This is a genomic window from Pedobacter nutrimenti (genome assembly GCF_003208655.1).
Taxonomy (GTDB): domain Bacteria; phylum Bacteroidota; class Bacteroidia; order Sphingobacteriales; family Sphingobacteriaceae; genus Pedobacter; species Pedobacter nutrimenti.
In genome coordinates this window covers 320253-337705 of record NZ_QKLU01000008.1, presented here as the reverse complement: position 1 = coordinate 337705, position 17453 = coordinate 320253, and the positions used below count along the sequence as shown (strand labels likewise).

Sequence of the window (17453 nt, the reverse complement as noted above, 5' to 3'; positions counted from 1 at the left end):
CTTTGAAATTTTAATGACTATTTTAATCCTGTCGGATTCATCTGTTCGTATTTATTGCTATTCAGTTGTCAGATGGAGCCTTGGAGGATTCATCTGATAAATTTATTTATAATTAATGCGCGTGGTTAATTTGTAAAGCAGGTTCCTGCTGGCTTAAACAATGGAAACTGCCCAGTCCCCAAATGATGTCAACTGAATCAATACCGATTACTTTTCTGTCTGGGAAAGCCCCCTGAATAATTTCCAGCGCTTTAGCGTCATTGACATCCCTGAAAGTCGGGACCACCACAACCTTATTGGCAATATAAAAATTAGCGTATGAAGCCGGCAAACGGGTATCTTCATGAATAACAGGAGAAGGCATCGGAAGCTCAATGATGTTCAACGCTTTGCCGTTGAGCAACCTCATTTGTTTTAAGCTTTCCAGGTTTTCCTGCAACAACAGATAGTTTTCGTCCAGCGGATTGCTTTCCACCACGGTCAGTACCGTATCCTGGCTTACAAAACGGGTAATGTCATCAATATGGCCGTCCGTATCGTCACCGACAATACCATCACCCAGCCATAAAACCTGCTCAGCCCCATAAAAGTCCATTAAATATTGTTCAATCTGCGCTTTGTTGAGCTCCGGATTGCGGTTTTCATTGAGCAGGCAGGCCGTGGTGGTCAAAATGGTACCGGCACCGTTAAATTCGACCGATCCTCCTTCCATCACAATGCCAGGATTATAGAGCGGCAATTTAAAATGCTGCGCAATTCTGGTTGGCACCACATCGTCCAGGTCAAATGGAGGGTACTTACCGCCCCAGGCATTATAACCCCAGTCGATAACGGCCTTTTTACTTTGATCGGCATTCAGCAGAAAAGCGGGGCCGTGATCCCGGCACCAGGCATCGTTTGTCGGATGAAAATAAAATTCGATATTGGCCAATTCTGCCCCGGCTTTTTTAAGCTCAGCAATGGCAAAATCCCTGGTCTTTTCATCGTTCACATTGATCCTCACTTTTTCCCCTTCGGCTACGGCTTTGATGAATTCACAGTAAGGGGCATAAATCGTTTCGATTTTACCCGGCCAGGAGGCTTCTTTATGGGGCCAGCTTAACCAGGTGGCTTCATGCGCTGCCCATTCGGCAGGAAAAACATATCCGGCCGCTTTAGGCGTATCTTTAAATAGACTCGTCATCTATATATCTTTTTGTAATTGGTGAATAACTATCGATACGTCTGTCACGTAAAAACGGCCAGTGGGTCCTGTAACTGTCTGATTTGGACAAGTCCAGTTCCACGACTTTTAATTCTTCCTGGTTGTGACTGGCCTGGTATAAAAGAGATCCAAAAGGATTAGAGACAAAGGATCCGCCCCAGAATTCTACACCGGCTTCTTCGCCCACACGGTTGATGCTCACCACCGGAACACCGTTGGCAATGGCGTGTGAACGCTGTATGGTTTGCCATGCATTGTATTGCTCTTTATTGGTTTGTTCATCCTGAGTGGTTGCCCAGCCGATTGCAGTCGGGTAAACCAGAAAATCTGCACCCATCAGCGCGGTCAGACGTGCTGCTTCGGGATACCACTGGTCCCAGCAAATCAGCACACCAATTTTGGCATATTTGGTTTTAAATACTTTATAGCCTAAATCGCCTGGGGTAAAATAAAATTTTTCATAAAAGCCCGGATCATCCGGAATGTGCATTTTGCGATATTTACCCAAATAAGCGCCATCTGCATCCAGAACAGCGGTTGTATTGTGGTACAGACCTTCTGCTCTTTTTTCAAACAAAGAAGCCACAATGACCACTTTCAGTTCAGCTGCTACTTTGGACAACACCTCTGTAGAAGGTCCTGGAATGGCTTCCGCCAGTTTAAAGTTCTCGTAATTCTCTTCATCACAAAAATAAAGAGATGTAAACAATTCCTGCAGACAGACCACCTGAGCACCCTGAGCAGCAATTTCACGTATTTTAACGATCGCTTTATCTAAATTTTCCTGTTTATTACTGGTACAGCTCATCTGCACCAATCCAACTTGTACTTTAGCCATTCTATAAAAATTTAAAGTGCAAAGTTAACCAAAAAGGTTAAAGCTAAAAGGATAAACCTTAAAGCTTCATGACCTTAGGACACAGGAAGCTTAATATTTACTCCAGAGACTTATTTTCACTGGTTTTATCGGCAATAATTTTGATTTCTTCAATTAGCGGATCTTTCTTTTTGGGGTCCATCATATCCATCAGCTTTAAACCCAATAAGCCGTCCATGGCAGATCCATTGCCACTAGCACCTCCAATCAATACATCAGGAATGAGTTTAATTTTTGCCTTAGAAAGTTCTTCAGTAATCTTGTACCGGGTGAAATTTTCTTCTCCCAGTGCTTTAACGGCCAATTCATAGGCCTCTGCTGTAGATTTACCAATGGCCAGGATTTTACCTGCCTCGGCGCTACCGGTTAAAGAGATTTGCTCCGCCTGTGCAGAAGCTTTCAGTTTTATGGCCTGTGACTCTGCCTCGGCCCTTGCTTTCATGGCTTCGGCCTCCGCATGAGCCCTCATTTTTGTAGCCTCTGCCTCGGCGCCCACAGCCAGCTTTACACCTGCCGCATCTCCCTCCGATTTTTTAACGGTCGCACTGGCCGTACGTTCGGCAATCTCTACACTTTGTTGCGCCTTCACAATATCTTTCTGCATATCGGCAATCGCTGTTTCCTTTTCCATACCTTGCCGTGTCTCCTGCGCTTGTTTTTGAGTATTATAAGTCACTTTCTGTTCCTCTGCAATCTTACGGTCAGTCAGGGTCTTCATTAGAGATTCCGGCGGAACGATATCCCCAATTAAGGTATCTACCGCATTGACATTGTATTCGTCCAGTACTTTTTTAATATGCGCCTTTGCAGATTCCTGTCTTTCTTTACGTGTACTCAAAAAAGCAATCACATCACTGTCCTGGGCCGAGTTTCTGAAATAGTTACCAATTGTCGGTTCCAAAACCTGAGAAACCAGGTTAACCATATTTCCAAAGCGGGCAATCACTTTCGGCGCTTCGGTGGTGGGTACATGGATAATTTGGGCAACATCCAGGTTAAAAGGGAATCCATCTTTGGAACGAACAGTAATTGTGGAAAGGTTCTTATCCAGATTGTGGGCCTCACTTCTGGCACTTGCCCAGTTCAGGACCAGGTTGGTGGTCGGCACCTGCTCCACTTTCATAATGTATTTATTGATCGGATATTTACCGGGTCCTAAGGGCTGTAACCATACGCCCTTGAAGCCTTTTTCCACAATATTTCCGTGTTTAAACTCAGAACCTGTCAGATCGTTCCCTTCCTGTCCGATATAGGAAATGACTACACCAACATAACCAATAGGGATCTCGGTCATAGGAATTTCTTCTATTTGTACCGCCCAGGGGTTTAAGTTATAGGACCCCGCCAGTATCACCTGTGGCTGCAAACCGCGGTTACCGCCACCCGTTATAAATTTATCAAAATCCTGAAAATTATTATGTCCGGCAATTAATTTACCGGCAATCTGGCCTTCTTCAATCGGCAAACCATCCAGCGTGGTCACAATGCCAACCATGCTTTCCTGGATGCGCACCATATCTGTTACAGAAACCTGGAACAACATGGTATTGATCCGGTAAGAACCCGCAGTGATGTAAGCCGTTTGGCGGCCGCGCTGCCCCCCGTTTAACAGAAATTTTGAGGCATCCTGGTAATTGTCACATTCCACATGCTCTGCCAGTATATTTCCTGTTGGGATTTCCACTCCGTCTTTTGCAAGGACCAATCCAATCTGTCCCTCAGGAATAATGGTAAATTGTTCCATCGTTACATTGTACTGCCAAAACCACATGCCAAAATACAATCCCGGGGCCAGTCCTTTTGCCTGGAAGCCCGCCTCTCCCTTTGTAGCAATGATCCGCCCATCGGGCATTTCTTTATCTCCCCCAAAAAGCACGAATTTTTTTGTGACCAGACCAATGCGGTCTTCCGGAACGATGACCATCCCAAACAGAAAGCGCAGGATATATTTATACAGGATTAAACAAATGGCGGCCAGTAATATCCACCAGTAAGAGCGCAACAGATCTTCCATGAAATAAGAATATTTTTTGGTAATTCTAGTAAATATTCCAGATATAAAATAGCATTTTAATAAGAATATTTTTACCGATAAAAAGGGGACTTAGGTCCTTAGATATGTACGCTGTCCCGGTACTCCTGCTGCAGTTCAAACAGGCATTTGGCACAAAGACAGCCATCGTACAATTCGCTAATGTACTGCACCTCGTTCAAGTCAAGCTGCACCACGCTGCACTGGCATTTGGTATAAGAATTTGCCTTACACTCTATTGCTGCACCGCAACGTTCACAAGGTATAATTTCGTGCTTAGCCATGACCACAAAGATACGGCATTATCTGTAATCTTCTTTTGTGGGAAATAAAATGACAAACCAGCGATCGGATAAAACCCAGGACCTGCGGCCAGGCATGTAGCAATTTTTTGGATTTGTTCCAAAAAAACCAGGTGGTTATTATAAATTAATACAGTAATAATCAGATGAAAACTATATAAATGACCCTGTTATCACCCTGTTACCACCCTGTTAAGACCTAGTTACCACCTAGTTTTTTTAAAAAAATTTTGCAGCACTTTATACAGATAACATCCACAATTTTTTGAAGTTTTAATCCTGGATTAAAACTTCAAAAATGAACTCGTTTAAACTTCAGAAACTGCACTGTTTTACCGGTGGTTGTGCACCGAAAAATCATTAAAACAACTTAATGGCTTTGTGGCTATTTGTGGTTGTCCCCTGCCCAAGCTGACCGGAACGGTTGTCACCAACACCATAGACCTCTCCATTGTTTTTTAAGACCATGCAAAATAAAGTCCCCGCAGCGATGGATTTTACCTGGTCCATAAGTTTTACTGGTGTAGAAATTGGGTTAATGTCCCCGGTACCCAACTGGCCCATTTCATTATTACCTGTTATCCAGGCGGAGTTATCTTGTTTAAGAACCAGGGCAAAGGCACCAGCAGCCATATCCAGTACCCCATCCATAATTTTTACTGGAACGTTTGATCCTGTAGTGGTTCCATTGCCAAACTGACCATAGTTATTTTTGCCTGTTGCCCAAAGGCTGTTGTCTGCTTTCAGGATCAGCGTAAGGTACTCTTTGGAAGATACTTTTTTGACCCCATCCATGAGTTTAATAAAGCTGCTCACATTTTTATTGTCACCGGTCCCCAGCTCACCATATTGATTGAATCCGGTTCCCCATAGACTGTTGTCCTTTTTAATAACAAAGGTAGTATTTTCACCTGCCCCCAACTGCAACACATCATCCATTAGCTTTACAAAGCCATTTCTGTCTGTTGTTGTTCCGTCACCCAGCTGACCAAAAGTATTTGCGCCTGTCCCCCATAAAGTACCATCATTTTTAATGACAAAAGATTGCCAGTAGCCTGCGCCAATGTCTTTTACATCACTGTTCACCTTTTGAAGTTCTGCTCTTCTATCTAAATCCCCTCCGCCCAGCTCTCCCCAGCTGTTTCTTCCGGTAGACCATACGGTACCATCTTTTTTAAGGATAAAGGTATGGCTGATGCCAATAGAGATTTTTGAAACCTGATCGGTGATAAACAACGGTTTTGGATTTTCAACAACACCGGTTTTTTTTCCAAGTTGTCCCCAGCCATTATCGCCAGCAGCCCATAAACTGCCATCCTGAAGGATAAAGTAACTACTGGACCCTCCAGCCTGGATCTGAGCAATATTTTGTAATACCGGCTTTTCAGCAGGCACAACAACAGGTGGATCAACTGGAGCGGGATTTTTCTTTTTGCAGGCCGGTACAACAAATACCAGGGCCAGGGCAGCGGCTATAAAAATTTTCTTCATAAAATTAATCTGTTCTTCTTTGGTAGATAGGTAAAAGTAATATAAAATAAGGAGCCAAAGGTTAATCAAGTATTAATTTTTATAAATATAACGACCAAAAAAAGGGCTGTAAACTTTAACAGTTTACAGCCCTTGATCAGATAAAATGCGGGTACTATCCCGAGCAGCTGATGCAGCCCTCTTCCATCGTACATACCGGTCCTTCGATAATCTCTTCGGCACTTTGTTCAATGTGCTCAGGGATTACAGGTTCCATATTTTTTCCGGCCTGGTTCTCTACGGTAAATTTAACAGCCTGGGAAGCGGCCTGTGTACGCAGGTAATACATTCCGGTTTTCAAACCTTTTTTCCAGGCATAGAAATGCATAGAAGTCAGTTTGGATGTATTTGGTGCATTGATAAACAGGTTCAGGGATTGCGACTGGCAGATGTAAGCACCGCGATCGGCTGCCATATCAATGATGCTGCGCATTTTAATTTCCCAAACTGTTTTGTACAGTTCTTTAATATAATCCGGAATCTCGGCAATGTCCTGAATAGAACCGTTTGCCAGAATAATTCTGTCTTTCATCGCAGGCGTCCATAAGCCTAGGGCCACCAGGTCTTTTAACAGGTGTTTGTTCACCACGATAAATTCACCGCTCAATACCCTTCTGGTATAAATATTTGAAGTGTAAGGCTCAAAACACTCATTGTTGCCCAGAATCTGTGAAGTGGAAGCCGTTGGCATCGGCGCCACCAGCAGGGAGTTGTACACGCCGTTTTTGACTACTTTTTCACGCAATGTTTCCCAGTCCCAGCGGTTGCTGTCTGGTTGTACATTCCATAGGTCAAACTGGAATTTACCTTCTGACAATGGAGAACCTTTGAAAGTCTGGTAAGGACCATGTTTAACAGCCAGGTCATGTGAGGCCGTCATGGCAGCAAAATAAATCGTTTCAAAAATTTCTTTATTTAAAATTTTTGCCCCTTCACTTTCGAATGGTAAACGCATCAGGATAAAAGCATCCGCCAATCCCTGTACACCTAAACCCACTGGCCTGTGGCGCATGTTGGAATTTTTGGCTTCCTCTACCGGATAATAATTATGATCAATAATTTTATTCAGGTTCAGGGTAGCCTGATAGGTTACATCGTATAATTTCTGATGATCAAACTCCCCGTTGATGACAAATCTTGGCAAAGCCAAGGAGGCCAGGTTACATACAGCAACCTCATCTTTGGAAGTATACTCTATAATTTCTGTACAAAGGTTGGAACTTTTGATGGTTCCTAAATTTTGCTGGTTGGATTTGCTGTTTGCTGCATCTTTATACAACAGGTAAGGGGTTCCGGTTTCAATCTGTGAATCCAGAATGGCAAACCAAAGCTCTTGTGCTTTAATGGTTTTACGGGCACGTCCTTCTTTTTCGTAACGCTCATATAAAGCATCGAATTCTGCACCAAAGCAATCTGCCAGTCCCGGGGCTTCATGAGGACAGAATAAACTCCAGTCCCCGTTTTCTTCTACCCTTCTCATGAACAGGTCACATACCCAAAGGGCATAGAATAAATCTCTGGCACGAAGTTCTTCTTTACCATGGTTTTTACGCAGGTCCAGAAAACTCAGCACATCCGCATGCCATGGCTCCAGGTAAATGGCAAAAGCACCTTTACGTTTACCTCCACCCTGGTCCACATAACGGGCGGTATCGTTAAATACTTTCAGCATAGGTACAATCCCATTGCTGGTCCCGTTTGTTCCACCAATATAAGATCCCGTGGCGCGGATGTTATGGATGCTCAAACCAATACCACCTGCACTTTGTGAAATTTTAGCGGTTTGTTTTAAAGTATCGTAAATTCCTTCAATACTGTCGTCCTGCATGGTTAGCAAAAAGCAGGAAGACATTTGAGGTTTAGGAGTCGCTGCATTAAATAAAGTTGGGGTTGCATGCGTAAACCAGCGCTCGCTCATCAGGTTATACGTTGCAATCGCACTTTCAATATCTTCTTTGTGAATCCCTACGGCAACACGCATAAACAAATGTTGCGGGCGTTCTACAATTTGTCCTTCTATTTTCAGCAAATAGGATTTTTCAAGGGTTTTAAAACCAAAATAATCGAATCCAAAATCCCTGTCATAAATAATGGTGCTGTCCAGAATCTCTGCATTTTCTTTGATCACCTCCCAAACATCGTCTGCAATCAGTGAAGCAGATTTGTCTGTTTTGGAATCCACATAGTTATACAGCATCTCCATGGTTTTGGAGAAAGATTTCGTGGTGTTCTTGTGCAGATTGGATACCGCAATACGGGAAGCCAGCAATGCATAATCAGGATGCTTGGTGGTCAGTGAAGCTGCCGTTTCCGCAGCCAGGTTATCCAGTTCTGAGGTGGTTACCCCATCGTACAAACCTTCAATTACCTTTTTCGCCACATCAATCGGATCCACCAGTTCTGCATTAAAGCCATAGCAGAGCTTTTCAATACGGGCGGTTATTTTATCGAACCTTACCGCTTCCATGCGGCCGTCTCTCTTTTGTACAAACATATTTTCCGGGTATTTAGTGCATATCAGCTTGCCGGGAAGCAATATAACAGCGGCACTTGTGATTAATTATTTTCTTTATCTCTATACTTTAGTGTTTCTTTGGCTGGGCTTAAAAATCATCATCCAGGGAGAAGGCCGAAGCTTTATCTTCCGTAGAGGTCAAGACCCCACTTTTTTGATAATCACCCACACGTTTCTCGAAGAAATTGGTTTTGCCCTGCAGGGAGATCATCTCCATAAAGTCAAACGGATTGGTGGCATGATATATTTTGGTATAACCCAGTTCCTGCAGCCATCTGTCTGCCACAAATTCAATATACTGTGACATCAGCTTAGCATTCATCCCGATCAGGGCAACCGGCAAGGCATCTGTAATAAATTCCTTTTCGATTTCTACCGCGTCGCGGATAATTCCATGAACGACTTCCTGGCTCAGTTTATTTTTGAGCATTTTATAAAGCAGGCAGGCAAATTCACAATGCATCCCCTCATCTCTGGAAATCAACTCATTACTAAAAGTTAGCCCTGGCATCAGGCCTCTTTTTTTCAGCCAGAAGATTGAACAGAAGCTCCCGCTGAAGAAAATGCCTTCCACTGCGGCGAAAGCCACCAAACGTTCGGCAAAATTTCCGCCCTCAATCCAGCGCAACGCCCATTCTGCTTTTTTCTTTACACAAGGAACCGTTTCTACGGCATGGAACAGCCTGTCTTTTTCTTCAGGATCTTTAATATAGGTATCGATCAGCAGCGCATAGGTTTCAGAGTGGATGTTTTCCATCATGATCTGGAAGCCATAAAAACAACGGGCTTCGGGAAGCTGTACTTCGCTCATGAAGTTCACTGCAAGGTTTTCATTTACAATGCCGTCACTTGCAGCAAAAAAAGCAAGTATATGAGAAATGAAATGACGCTCGCCTGTATTTAAGTTGTCCCAGTGCTTCTGGTCATCAGAAAGGTCAATTTCTTCAGCGGTCCAGAAACTTGCTTCACTCTTCTTATACATTTCCCAGATTTCAGGGTATTTAATAGGCAAAAGAACAAAGCGGTCCTTGTTTTCTCTTAATAGTACTTCTTCTTCCTGCATAAGCATTGTTTTTTTAATGAGTGATGATTATTTATTCTGATTGTTCCCAGCAAACCACAGCCGCCAAGCAAGCCATACTTAATTTATAAAGACCAAAAAAAAATGAAATTCCTCTGTAATCTTATCAACTAAATACAACAGCTTTAACTAAAAATCGGTGTGTGATTTATTAAAGAACTTTATGTAAACAAATATAAAGTGCATGCCTTTTTGTTGATCACAATAGTTGTTAACAACTCTTAGTTTTTATTAACAACCAGAGGAGAAATTGACACATTAATTACCCGGAAAACTTGGTGTGGATTCCTTTTTTAAAACCCGAATAAATCAAAAAACAGTGTTAATAAATTTAAAATTCTGAGTTCAAATGTTTTGCGGAAAAAGGTGTTTAAACACCTTGGTGATCATAGCTGATTTCCACTTTTGAATGCCCCTTTTTATAAAAGCCCAGAATTTTTGCAGCGGCGGCTGAAATGTCTATAATATATCTCTTTGTGAATGGGCCCCGGTCGTTGATTTCCACATCGACCGATTTTCCGTTGGCAAGATTGGTAACCGTTACAATGGTGCCGAAAGGAAGGAACCTATGGGCCGCTGTTAATTTTTTAGCCCTGTACCTTTTACCACTGGTTGTTCTTCTTCCTTCAAACCGGTTCGCGTAATAGGTCGCATAACCCGTTTTCACATGGGCTTTAGCTGGCTTTTCTGCTGTTCTTTCTTCTTGTGCAGGCGCCTGTAAAAACAGGAACATACTCAGTAAAATCAAACAATACTTCATCTGCATATATTTATTTTTTTCAGTGGCCTTTATTGCTCCTTTTGTGCTCAAGCAGCCTTCGGCAGTTCCTCTCTCAGATGGATCCTTTGACGTTTAAAATCACCTGTTTTTTGTATTTAATGATTCCTTTTAAACCTATTGGATTCCCCATCAATCTCAGTTAATGAACGCGCAAAGATAAGAAAACTAACCATTTATAAAAGCAAAAAGGCCCGGAAGCTGATCTTCCGGGCCTTTTTGGGCTTTTCAGGGCCTTATTCACTGTCAGGCACAAATTTCATAGAAATAGAATTTACGCAGTGCCGGGTATTTTTGGTGGTAAAGCCTTCGCCCAGAAAAACGTGCCCAAGGTGCGCTTTACAATTGGCACAAACAATTTCAGTACGGGAACCGTCGGCATCCGGAATCCTTAAAACCGCGCCTTTTATTTCATCATCAAAACTTGGCCATCCGCAATGGGAGTCAAATTTGGTTTCGGACCTGTACAGGGGGGCATTACATCTTCGACAGATATAAGTTCCTTTCTGTTTATTGTTCAAAAGGGCACCGGTACCTGGATATTCTGTCCCTTTACGGACAATTACATCTTCCTCTTCTTTTGTTAGGTTATTCCATTCCATATTCTTATTTGTTTTAACAGGGGGTGTTTTATCCTGCTTTTGGGCGCATGCGGTAAAGCTGGTTAAAAAGACCAGGCCTGCAATACTTAGCATTCTATTAATCCGGATGTTCATTTGCATTTGTTTATACAATATACGCATCCTTAAATTTTAAAGTTTCAGCGCTGGGTAATAATTCTGTCATTAGCCCTTTTGTCCGGATGTTTTTTTCATAAAAAAACCCTGAAAGATCATTTCAGGGTTTCATTCTTGAATCGGGTGTGCCCGAAGAGAGACTCGAACTCTCAAGGATTGTGCTCCAACGGCTTCTGAGACCGCAACGTTTACCAATTTCGCCATCCGGGCATTTTGTAAATAAGCATTTTCCGCTCAATGGCACAAAAGTAATATTATTTCCTGAAATAAAAAAGCTCCAATGAAATTATCACCAGAGCTTTTTAGCATTATACAAGAAGATCTTATTATTTTTTCAATAACGCTGCCATTGCAGCACCAATTTCGGCCGGGCTTTCAACCACACGGATACCACACTCTGCCATAATTTTCATTTTTGCAGCAGCAGTATCGTCGGCACCACCAACAATCGCACCGGCATGTCCCATTCTGCGGCCTGCAGGAGCAGTTTGTCCGGCAATAAAACCAACAACTGGTTTTGTACCGTTTTCTTTAATCCAGCGTGCAGCTTCTGCTTCCATACCGCCACCAATTTCACCAATCATAATGATGCCTTCAGTTTCAGGATCGTTCATCAGCAATTCAACCGCTTCTTTGGTTGTGGTACCAATAATCGGGTCACCACCAATACCAATGGCAGTGGTAATACCCAGACCAGCTTTAACAACCTGATCAACGGCTTCGTAAGTTAAAGTACCTGATTTGGACACCACACCTACTGTACCTTTTTTAAAGATAAAACCTGGCATGATACCGATTTTAGCTTCATCAGCGGTAATGATTCCCGGACAGTTAGGACCGATTAAACGGCAATCGCGGTCTGAGATATATTCTTTAACCTGAATCATATCCTTGGTCGGGATACCTTCAGTAATACAAACAATAACTTTAATTCCTGCTTCAGCAGCTTCCATAATGGCATCTGCAGCAAATGCAGGAGGAACAAAGATGATAGATACATTGGCACCGGCCTTGTCAACCGCATCCTTAACTGTATTAAATACCGGTCTGTCTAAATGAGTTTGTCCACCTTTACCAGGGGTAACTCCTCCAACAACGTTAGTCCCGTATTCTATCATTTGAGAAGCATGATAAGTGCCTTCATTTCCTGTAAAACCCTGAACAATAACTTTTGAATCTTTATTTACTAAAACACTCATGTATCTATATTTTTTTGTTGCAAATCTAAGGTAATTGAAATGGATTGTCAAATCGATTACCATTTTTATTACAGATGTTTTCCCATTCTGATTTATATGGGATATTTATGACATGAGGCAGGAATTTAATTGGAGATGCCCACGGAATTGAACTGCAGGTCATACAGTTTTTTATAATATCCGTCTATTTTCAGCAGTTCCTGATGGGTTCCTTTTTCCTTGATCTCCCCTTTGTCCAGTACAATAATCTGATCTGCTTTTTGAATCGTAGACAAACGGTGCGCAATCACAATCGAGGTCCGGCCGGTCATCAGGTTTTCAATAGCCCTTTGGATCAGCAGTTCAGTTTCCGTATCCACTGAAGAGGTGGCCTCGTCCAGGACCAGAATAGCAGGATTGTAAACCAGGGCACGGATAAAAGAAATCAGTTGTGCCTGCCCCACAGAAAGGGTTGCCCCCCTTTCCATCACATTATACTGATAGCCGCCAGGCAGCTTTTCAATAAAATCATGCGCCCCCACTTTTTTGGCCGCATCCACCACTTCCTCCATACTGATGTCGGGGTTGTTTAAAGTGATGTTGTTAAAAATGGTATCAGAAAACAGGAAAACATCCTGTAATACGGTGGCAATATTTTTTCTGAGGTAACTCAGTTCATACTGATGAATGTCAATCCCGTCCAGTTCAATATCCCCTTTTTGAATTTCGTAAAAACGGTTCAGGATATTAATGGTAGAAGATTTTCCTGCTCCTGTGGCCCCCACCAGGGCAACAGTCTGACCGGCTTTTACTTCAAAGGAGATGTCTTTTAAAACATAATTCTCATCGGTATAGGCAAACCAGACTTTTTTAAAGGAAATGCGGCCCGTTAGTTTCTCCGGGGCAAGCGCACCCTCATTCGGGGTAACTTCTTTTGTATCCAGCACATTAAACACGCGTTCTGCCCCAACCATTCCCATTTGCAGGGTATTGAATTTATCGGCCAGCTCCCGGATTGGCCTGAACAGCATGCTGATGTACATTAAAAAAGCGGTAATTGTTCCTGGAGTCACATCTAGTGGCCGGTTCAGGATACTTTTTGCTCCATACCAAACCAGCAGGCCCATAGACATCGCCGAAATGATTTCCACGACAGGGAAAAAGATCGAATAATACCAGTTTGAACGGATATTTGCATCCCTGTAACGGGAATTGATTTTTTTAAATTTAAGGTATTCCTGGTCTTCCCTTGCAAAATACTGAATGATGGAAATACCGGTAATGTGCTCCTGTAAATAGGTATTCAGGTTGGATACCTCTGTTCTGATTTCCTGGAAGGCAGATTTAATGGCTTTCTGAAAAATGGAAGTGGCCAGCATCAGTAAAGGCATTGGAAGCAGGACCATCAGGCTGAGCTGCCAGTCTTTATAAAACATAACCGCTATAATCGCAATCACTTGCAGGATATCCCCGATCATGGCGATCAGGCCTTCCGAAAAAATATCTGATATGGTTTCCAGATCCGATACCGTCCGGGTAATCAGTTGTCCGATCGGTGTCCGGTCAAAATATTTGAGCCTCAGCTTGGTAATGTGGTTAAACACATTGATCCGTAAATCCCGAATCGCCGATTGCCCAAGGGTATTGGTCATCAGGGTCTGGCTGTACTGAATGACACTTTGCAGCACCAGTAAAACCAGCATCAGCACGGTCATGTTTAGCAAACCGCTGTACTGACCGGTCATGATGTATTTGTCTAAGGTATATTCAATCAGCAAGGGTCTGACCGGGGCCACAACCGCCAGTAAGATGGTTAAAATCACCGACCAGATAAAAATGCTCCGGTAAGGTTTTACATATTGAAAAACCCTTTTGAGTAAACCGACATTTAAAGCATCTCCAGTTATTCTTGACATATATTAAGGTATAAAAGGATATTTAACATCCACCAGGTACAATCCACAGGCCGGCACCGACTGTCCTGCTTTACTCCTGTCTTTACTTTCCAGTATGTCGGCCAGGTCCGTCAGACTGATTTCTTTGCGGCCTATCCTGACCAGCGTTCCCATGACCGCCCTGACCATATTGCGTAAAAAACGGTCCGCCCGGATGGTAAATACCAGACCATCTTCCAGTTCTTCAAAAACAGCCTCTGTAAGCACACAGTTATTGGTGAAGGTTTGGGTGTGGGATTTACTGAAACAGGAAAAATCTTTATAATTCTTTAAAATTTCAGCGCCCTGGTTCATCAGCGCTATATCCAGTGTTCCTTTAAACAGCCAGGACCGATCGAGTTTAAAAGGATCTTTGTGAAAATGAAGATAATATTTATAGGCCCTGGAAGTTGCATCAAAACGCGCATGGGCATTATTGTCCACTGCAAAAATCCTTTTCACTGCAATATCATAAGGAAGCAGGGAATTGATCCCAGGTACCTTTCGTTCCATTTGAGTCCCCAGTGCCCCGGGTAAATCAAAATGGGCAAAAAAACGTTTGGCATGCACACCTGTATCCGTTCTTCCGCAGCCCAGGGTCTGCACCGGCTGACGAAAAAAAACAGACAAAGCCTGGTCCAGGCATTCCTGAACAGATAAGGCATTGGGTTGTATCTGCCAGCCGTGATAGGCTGTACCATTATAGGACAATTCGATAAAAAAACGCTGCGTATTCAATAAGACAAAGTTAACCGATAATATTCCGATCCTTCCATATTGGATTAAAAAAATATGCAGGTTTTGATATATTTGCTAAAATTATTGAACTGATATGATACAAAGAGTGCAGTCGGTATGGCTATTGTTAACAAGCTTGACTTTGTTTGTTTTGTTGGCTTTACCCATCGTAAGTACATTAGACAAGGGAACCGAATTTAGCATCTATGCACATGGATTGCACCACAAAGCCGTCACCGCAGGAAGCGAGCTCATCGTCGATCTTTTTCTTCCACTGATTATTTTTACTGCAGCAGTTGCCTTACTCTCCTTGGTGAACATCTTTATGTTCCGCAACAGGCTTCTGCAGAAACGCATTTGCATCATGATCATTCTGGGTATTCTTGCACTGGGGGTCTGGATTGGCTGGATGGCTTCAGAAATACCGGGCGGCCTGGAAAATGCTTCTTATAAAGCTGGCACTTTTTTACCATTGCTGGCCCTGATTTTTTGTATACTGTCCCTTCGGGGCATCCGAAAAGACGAACAGTTAATCAGGTCTGCAGATCGTTTGCGCTAAGTAACTGAGCCCCTGCGCTTTTTTATTTAGTTCGCTACCAGTGAAATACCAATTTAAAAGCGTACCTTTGCGGCTTAATTAAATAATACATGACAAACCCATTTAAATTATTGGGGATAAGTGATGACGTTGTTAATGCTGTAAAGGATTTAGGTTTCGAAAATCCAACACCTATTCAGGAACAAGCTATTCCTGTGCTGTTAGAGGGCAATAATGACTTTGTTGGTTTGGCCCAGACAGGAACAGGAAAAACAGCCGCATTTGGTTTGCCGCTGTTAGAATTGATAGACTTTAAGAGCAATAAGCCTCAGGCATTGATTCTATGCCCGACAAGAGAGCTTTGCTTACAGATTACTAGCGACATCAAGAATTTCTCTAAGAACATCTCAGGTGCAAATGTGGTTGCCGTTTACGGTGGCGCTAACATTATGCAACAGTTGCGTGAGATCAGAAACGGTGTACAAATTGTAGTGGCTACACCGGGCCGTATGTTGGACATTATAGGCCGTAAGGCTATAGATTTCAGTAATGTGAAATATGTAGTCCTGGACGAAGCCGATGAAATGTTGAACATGGGCTTCCAGGAAGACATTAATGATATTTTGTCTACTACGCCTGATGATAAAAAAACATGGTTATTCTCTGCAACTATGCCTCCTGAGGTAAGAAGAATAGCTAAAAATTACATGGACAGCCCAACCGAGCTGACTATGGGTACAAAAAATACCGGTAACGTTAATATTGAGCACGAATACTATGTGGTCCGTGCAAGGGATAAATACGCAGCACTTAAACGCATTGTGGATTTCAACCCTGAAATTTTTGGTGTGGTATTTTGTAAAACCAAAATGGATACCCAGGATGTTGCAGAACACCTGATCAAAGATGGTTACAATGCCGATGCACTGCACGGAGATCTTTCCCAGCAGCAACGTGACAAAGTAATGCAGCGTTTCCGTGACAGACATATGCAATTGTTAATTGCAACTGACGTGGCTGCACGTGGTATTGATGTGAACAACGTGACACACGTGATCAACTACTCTTTACCTGATGAAATTGAAAGTTATACCCACCGTAGCGGCCGTACCGGTCGTGCCGGCAAAACAGGTATTTCCATCTGTATCGTCAATTCCAAAGAAATTGGTAAAATCCGTCAAATTGAAAGAATTATTGGCAAACAGTTTACCAAAGCTGAATTGCCTACTGGTTTTGATGTTTGCGAAAAACAATTGTTCTCTCTGGTTCATAAAGTTCACAATGTTGAAGTGAATGACAACCAGATCGATCAGTACATTCCGCGCATTATGGACGAGTTTGCCGAACTGAGCAAAGAGGATGTCATTAAACGTTTTGCTTCTTTAGAGTTTAACCGCTTTTTAGAGTATTACAAAAATGCACCGGACCTGAATGCTTCGGCAGATGACCGTGGTGAGCGCGGGGAAAGAGGAGAACGCGGTATGAGGTCAAGAAGCAGCGAAGGATATACCCGTCTGTTTATTAACCTTGGATCAGTGGATGATTTTACCAGAGGTGACCTGTTGTCTTTCGTTTGCAATAACGGTAAGATCAGCGGAAAAAACATTGGAAAAATTGACCTGAAAGGTGTTTATTCTTTCTTTGAAGTTGAAAATGCTGCTGTAGATTCTTTATTCAGCAATTTCAGGGACATTCAGTTCAACAACCGTGGCGTAAGGATTGAAAAATCTGGTGATGCCGCAGAAAGCAGAAGCGGTGGCGGACGTTCACGCAATTACAGCGGTGGTGGCGGTGACAGAAGAAGTTCTGGCGGCGGTCGTCGTGACGGCGGAAGCGGAAGACGTGAAGGCGGAAACAGTGGCGGTGGTTTCAGGGATTTTTCCGGAAGAAGCCGTGAAGACCGTGGCGGAAGACGCGACGGTGGTTTCAGTGGCGGAAGCGACAGAAAACGCAGGTCTTAACAGATTCCCGTTTTAAAAATAAAAAAAGCCCCGGAAAACCGGGGCTTT

14 protein-coding genes and 1 tRNA gene are annotated in these 17453 nt (G+C 42.9%); 2 read left to right on the top strand and 13 right to left on the bottom strand.

What is annotated here, in order from left to right; all coding sequences use genetic code 11:
• Nucleotides 1–112 precede the first annotated feature (112 nt).
• From B0O44_RS21145 to truA, 13 genes are all read right to left on the bottom strand, one after another.
• A complete protein-coding gene (locus B0O44_RS21145; RefSeq protein ID WP_110834074.1) occupies nucleotides 113–1183 on the bottom strand; it encodes an agmatine deiminase family protein in 1071 nt (356 codons plus the stop codon).
• Nucleotides 1167–2042 (bottom strand): carbon-nitrogen hydrolase, encoded by an 876-nt coding sequence (locus B0O44_RS21140; protein ID WP_110834073.1) that lies wholly within the window; start codon nucleotides 2040–2042, stop codon nucleotides 1167–1169. The genes B0O44_RS21145 and B0O44_RS21140 overlap by 17 nt, the downstream gene beginning before the upstream one ends.
• A 97-nt stretch (nucleotides 2043–2139) precedes the next feature.
• Nucleotides 2140–4095, bottom strand: coding sequence for an SPFH domain-containing protein (locus B0O44_RS21135; RefSeq protein ID WP_110834072.1), 1956 nt, complete (start codon nucleotides 4093–4095; stop codon nucleotides 2140–2142).
• A 98-nt stretch (nucleotides 4096–4193) separates the two neighbouring features.
• A complete protein-coding gene (locus B0O44_RS21130) occupies nucleotides 4194–4397 on the bottom strand; it encodes a cysteine-rich CWC family protein (RefSeq protein WP_110834071.1) in 204 nt (67 codons plus the stop codon).
• Between the two features lie 378 nt (nucleotides 4398–4775).
• Nucleotides 4776–5906 (bottom strand): RCC1 domain-containing protein, encoded by a 1131-nt coding sequence (locus tag B0O44_RS21125; RefSeq protein WP_146229883.1) that lies wholly within the window; start codon nucleotides 5904–5906, stop codon nucleotides 4776–4778.
• Between the two features lie 154 nt (nucleotides 5907–6060).
• Nucleotides 6061–8439 (bottom strand): ribonucleoside-diphosphate reductase subunit alpha, encoded by a 2379-nt coding sequence (locus B0O44_RS21120; protein WP_110834099.1) that lies wholly within the window; start codon nucleotides 8437–8439, stop codon nucleotides 6061–6063.
• Nucleotides 8440–8548: 109 nt separating this feature from the next.
• Nucleotides 8549–9523 carry a ribonucleoside-diphosphate reductase small subunit gene (locus tag B0O44_RS21115; protein ID WP_110834098.1) on the bottom strand — a complete coding sequence of 325 codons (975 nt, stop codon included), beginning with the start codon at nucleotides 9521–9523 and terminating at the stop codon, nucleotides 8549–8551.
• Nucleotides 9524–9911: 388 nt separating this feature from the next.
• Nucleotides 9912–10301 (bottom strand): septal ring lytic transglycosylase RlpA family protein, encoded by a 390-nt coding sequence (locus B0O44_RS21110; RefSeq protein WP_110834097.1) that lies wholly within the window; start codon nucleotides 10299–10301, stop codon nucleotides 9912–9914.
• A gap of 254 nt (nucleotides 10302–10555) precedes the next feature.
• Complete coding sequence (locus B0O44_RS21105; protein WP_110834096.1) at nucleotides 10556–11035, bottom strand: methionine-R-sulfoxide reductase; 480 nt, start codon at nucleotides 11033–11035, stop codon at nucleotides 10556–10558.
• A gap of 147 nt (nucleotides 11036–11182) precedes the next feature.
• Nucleotides 11183–11266, bottom strand: a tRNA-Leu gene (locus B0O44_RS21100).
• 116 nt (nucleotides 11267–11382) lie between these two features.
• On the bottom strand, nucleotides 11383–12255 hold the full coding sequence (gene sucD, locus B0O44_RS21095) for a succinate--CoA ligase subunit alpha (RefSeq protein ID WP_110834069.1): 873 nt from the start codon (nucleotides 12253–12255) through the stop codon (nucleotides 11383–11385).
• Nucleotides 12256–12380: 125 nt separating this feature from the next.
• Nucleotides 12381–14150, bottom strand: a complete 1770-nt coding sequence (locus B0O44_RS21090; RefSeq protein ID WP_110834068.1) for an ABC transporter ATP-binding protein — start codon at nucleotides 14148–14150, stop codon at nucleotides 12381–12383.
• Between the two features lie 3 nt (nucleotides 14151–14153).
• On the bottom strand, nucleotides 14154–14906 hold the full coding sequence (gene truA, locus B0O44_RS21085) for a tRNA pseudouridine(38-40) synthase TruA (RefSeq protein ID WP_110834067.1): 753 nt from the start codon (nucleotides 14904–14906) through the stop codon (nucleotides 14154–14156).
• A 94-nt stretch (nucleotides 14907–15000) separates the two neighbouring features.
• Here truA and B0O44_RS21080 point away from each other — a divergent pair, with 94 nt between their 5' ends.
• Both B0O44_RS21080 and B0O44_RS21075 read left to right on the top strand, forming a co-directional pair.
• Entirely contained in the window at nucleotides 15001–15465 is a 465-nt protein-coding gene (locus B0O44_RS21080) for a DUF4293 domain-containing protein (protein WP_110834066.1), read from the top strand.
• Between the two features lie 89 nt (nucleotides 15466–15554).
• Nucleotides 15555–17405: a DEAD/DEAH box helicase gene (locus B0O44_RS21075; protein ID WP_110834065.1), complete on the top strand. Its 1851-nt coding sequence runs from the start codon at nucleotides 15555–15557 to the stop codon at nucleotides 17403–17405.
• Nucleotides 17406–17453 lie beyond the last annotated feature (48 nt).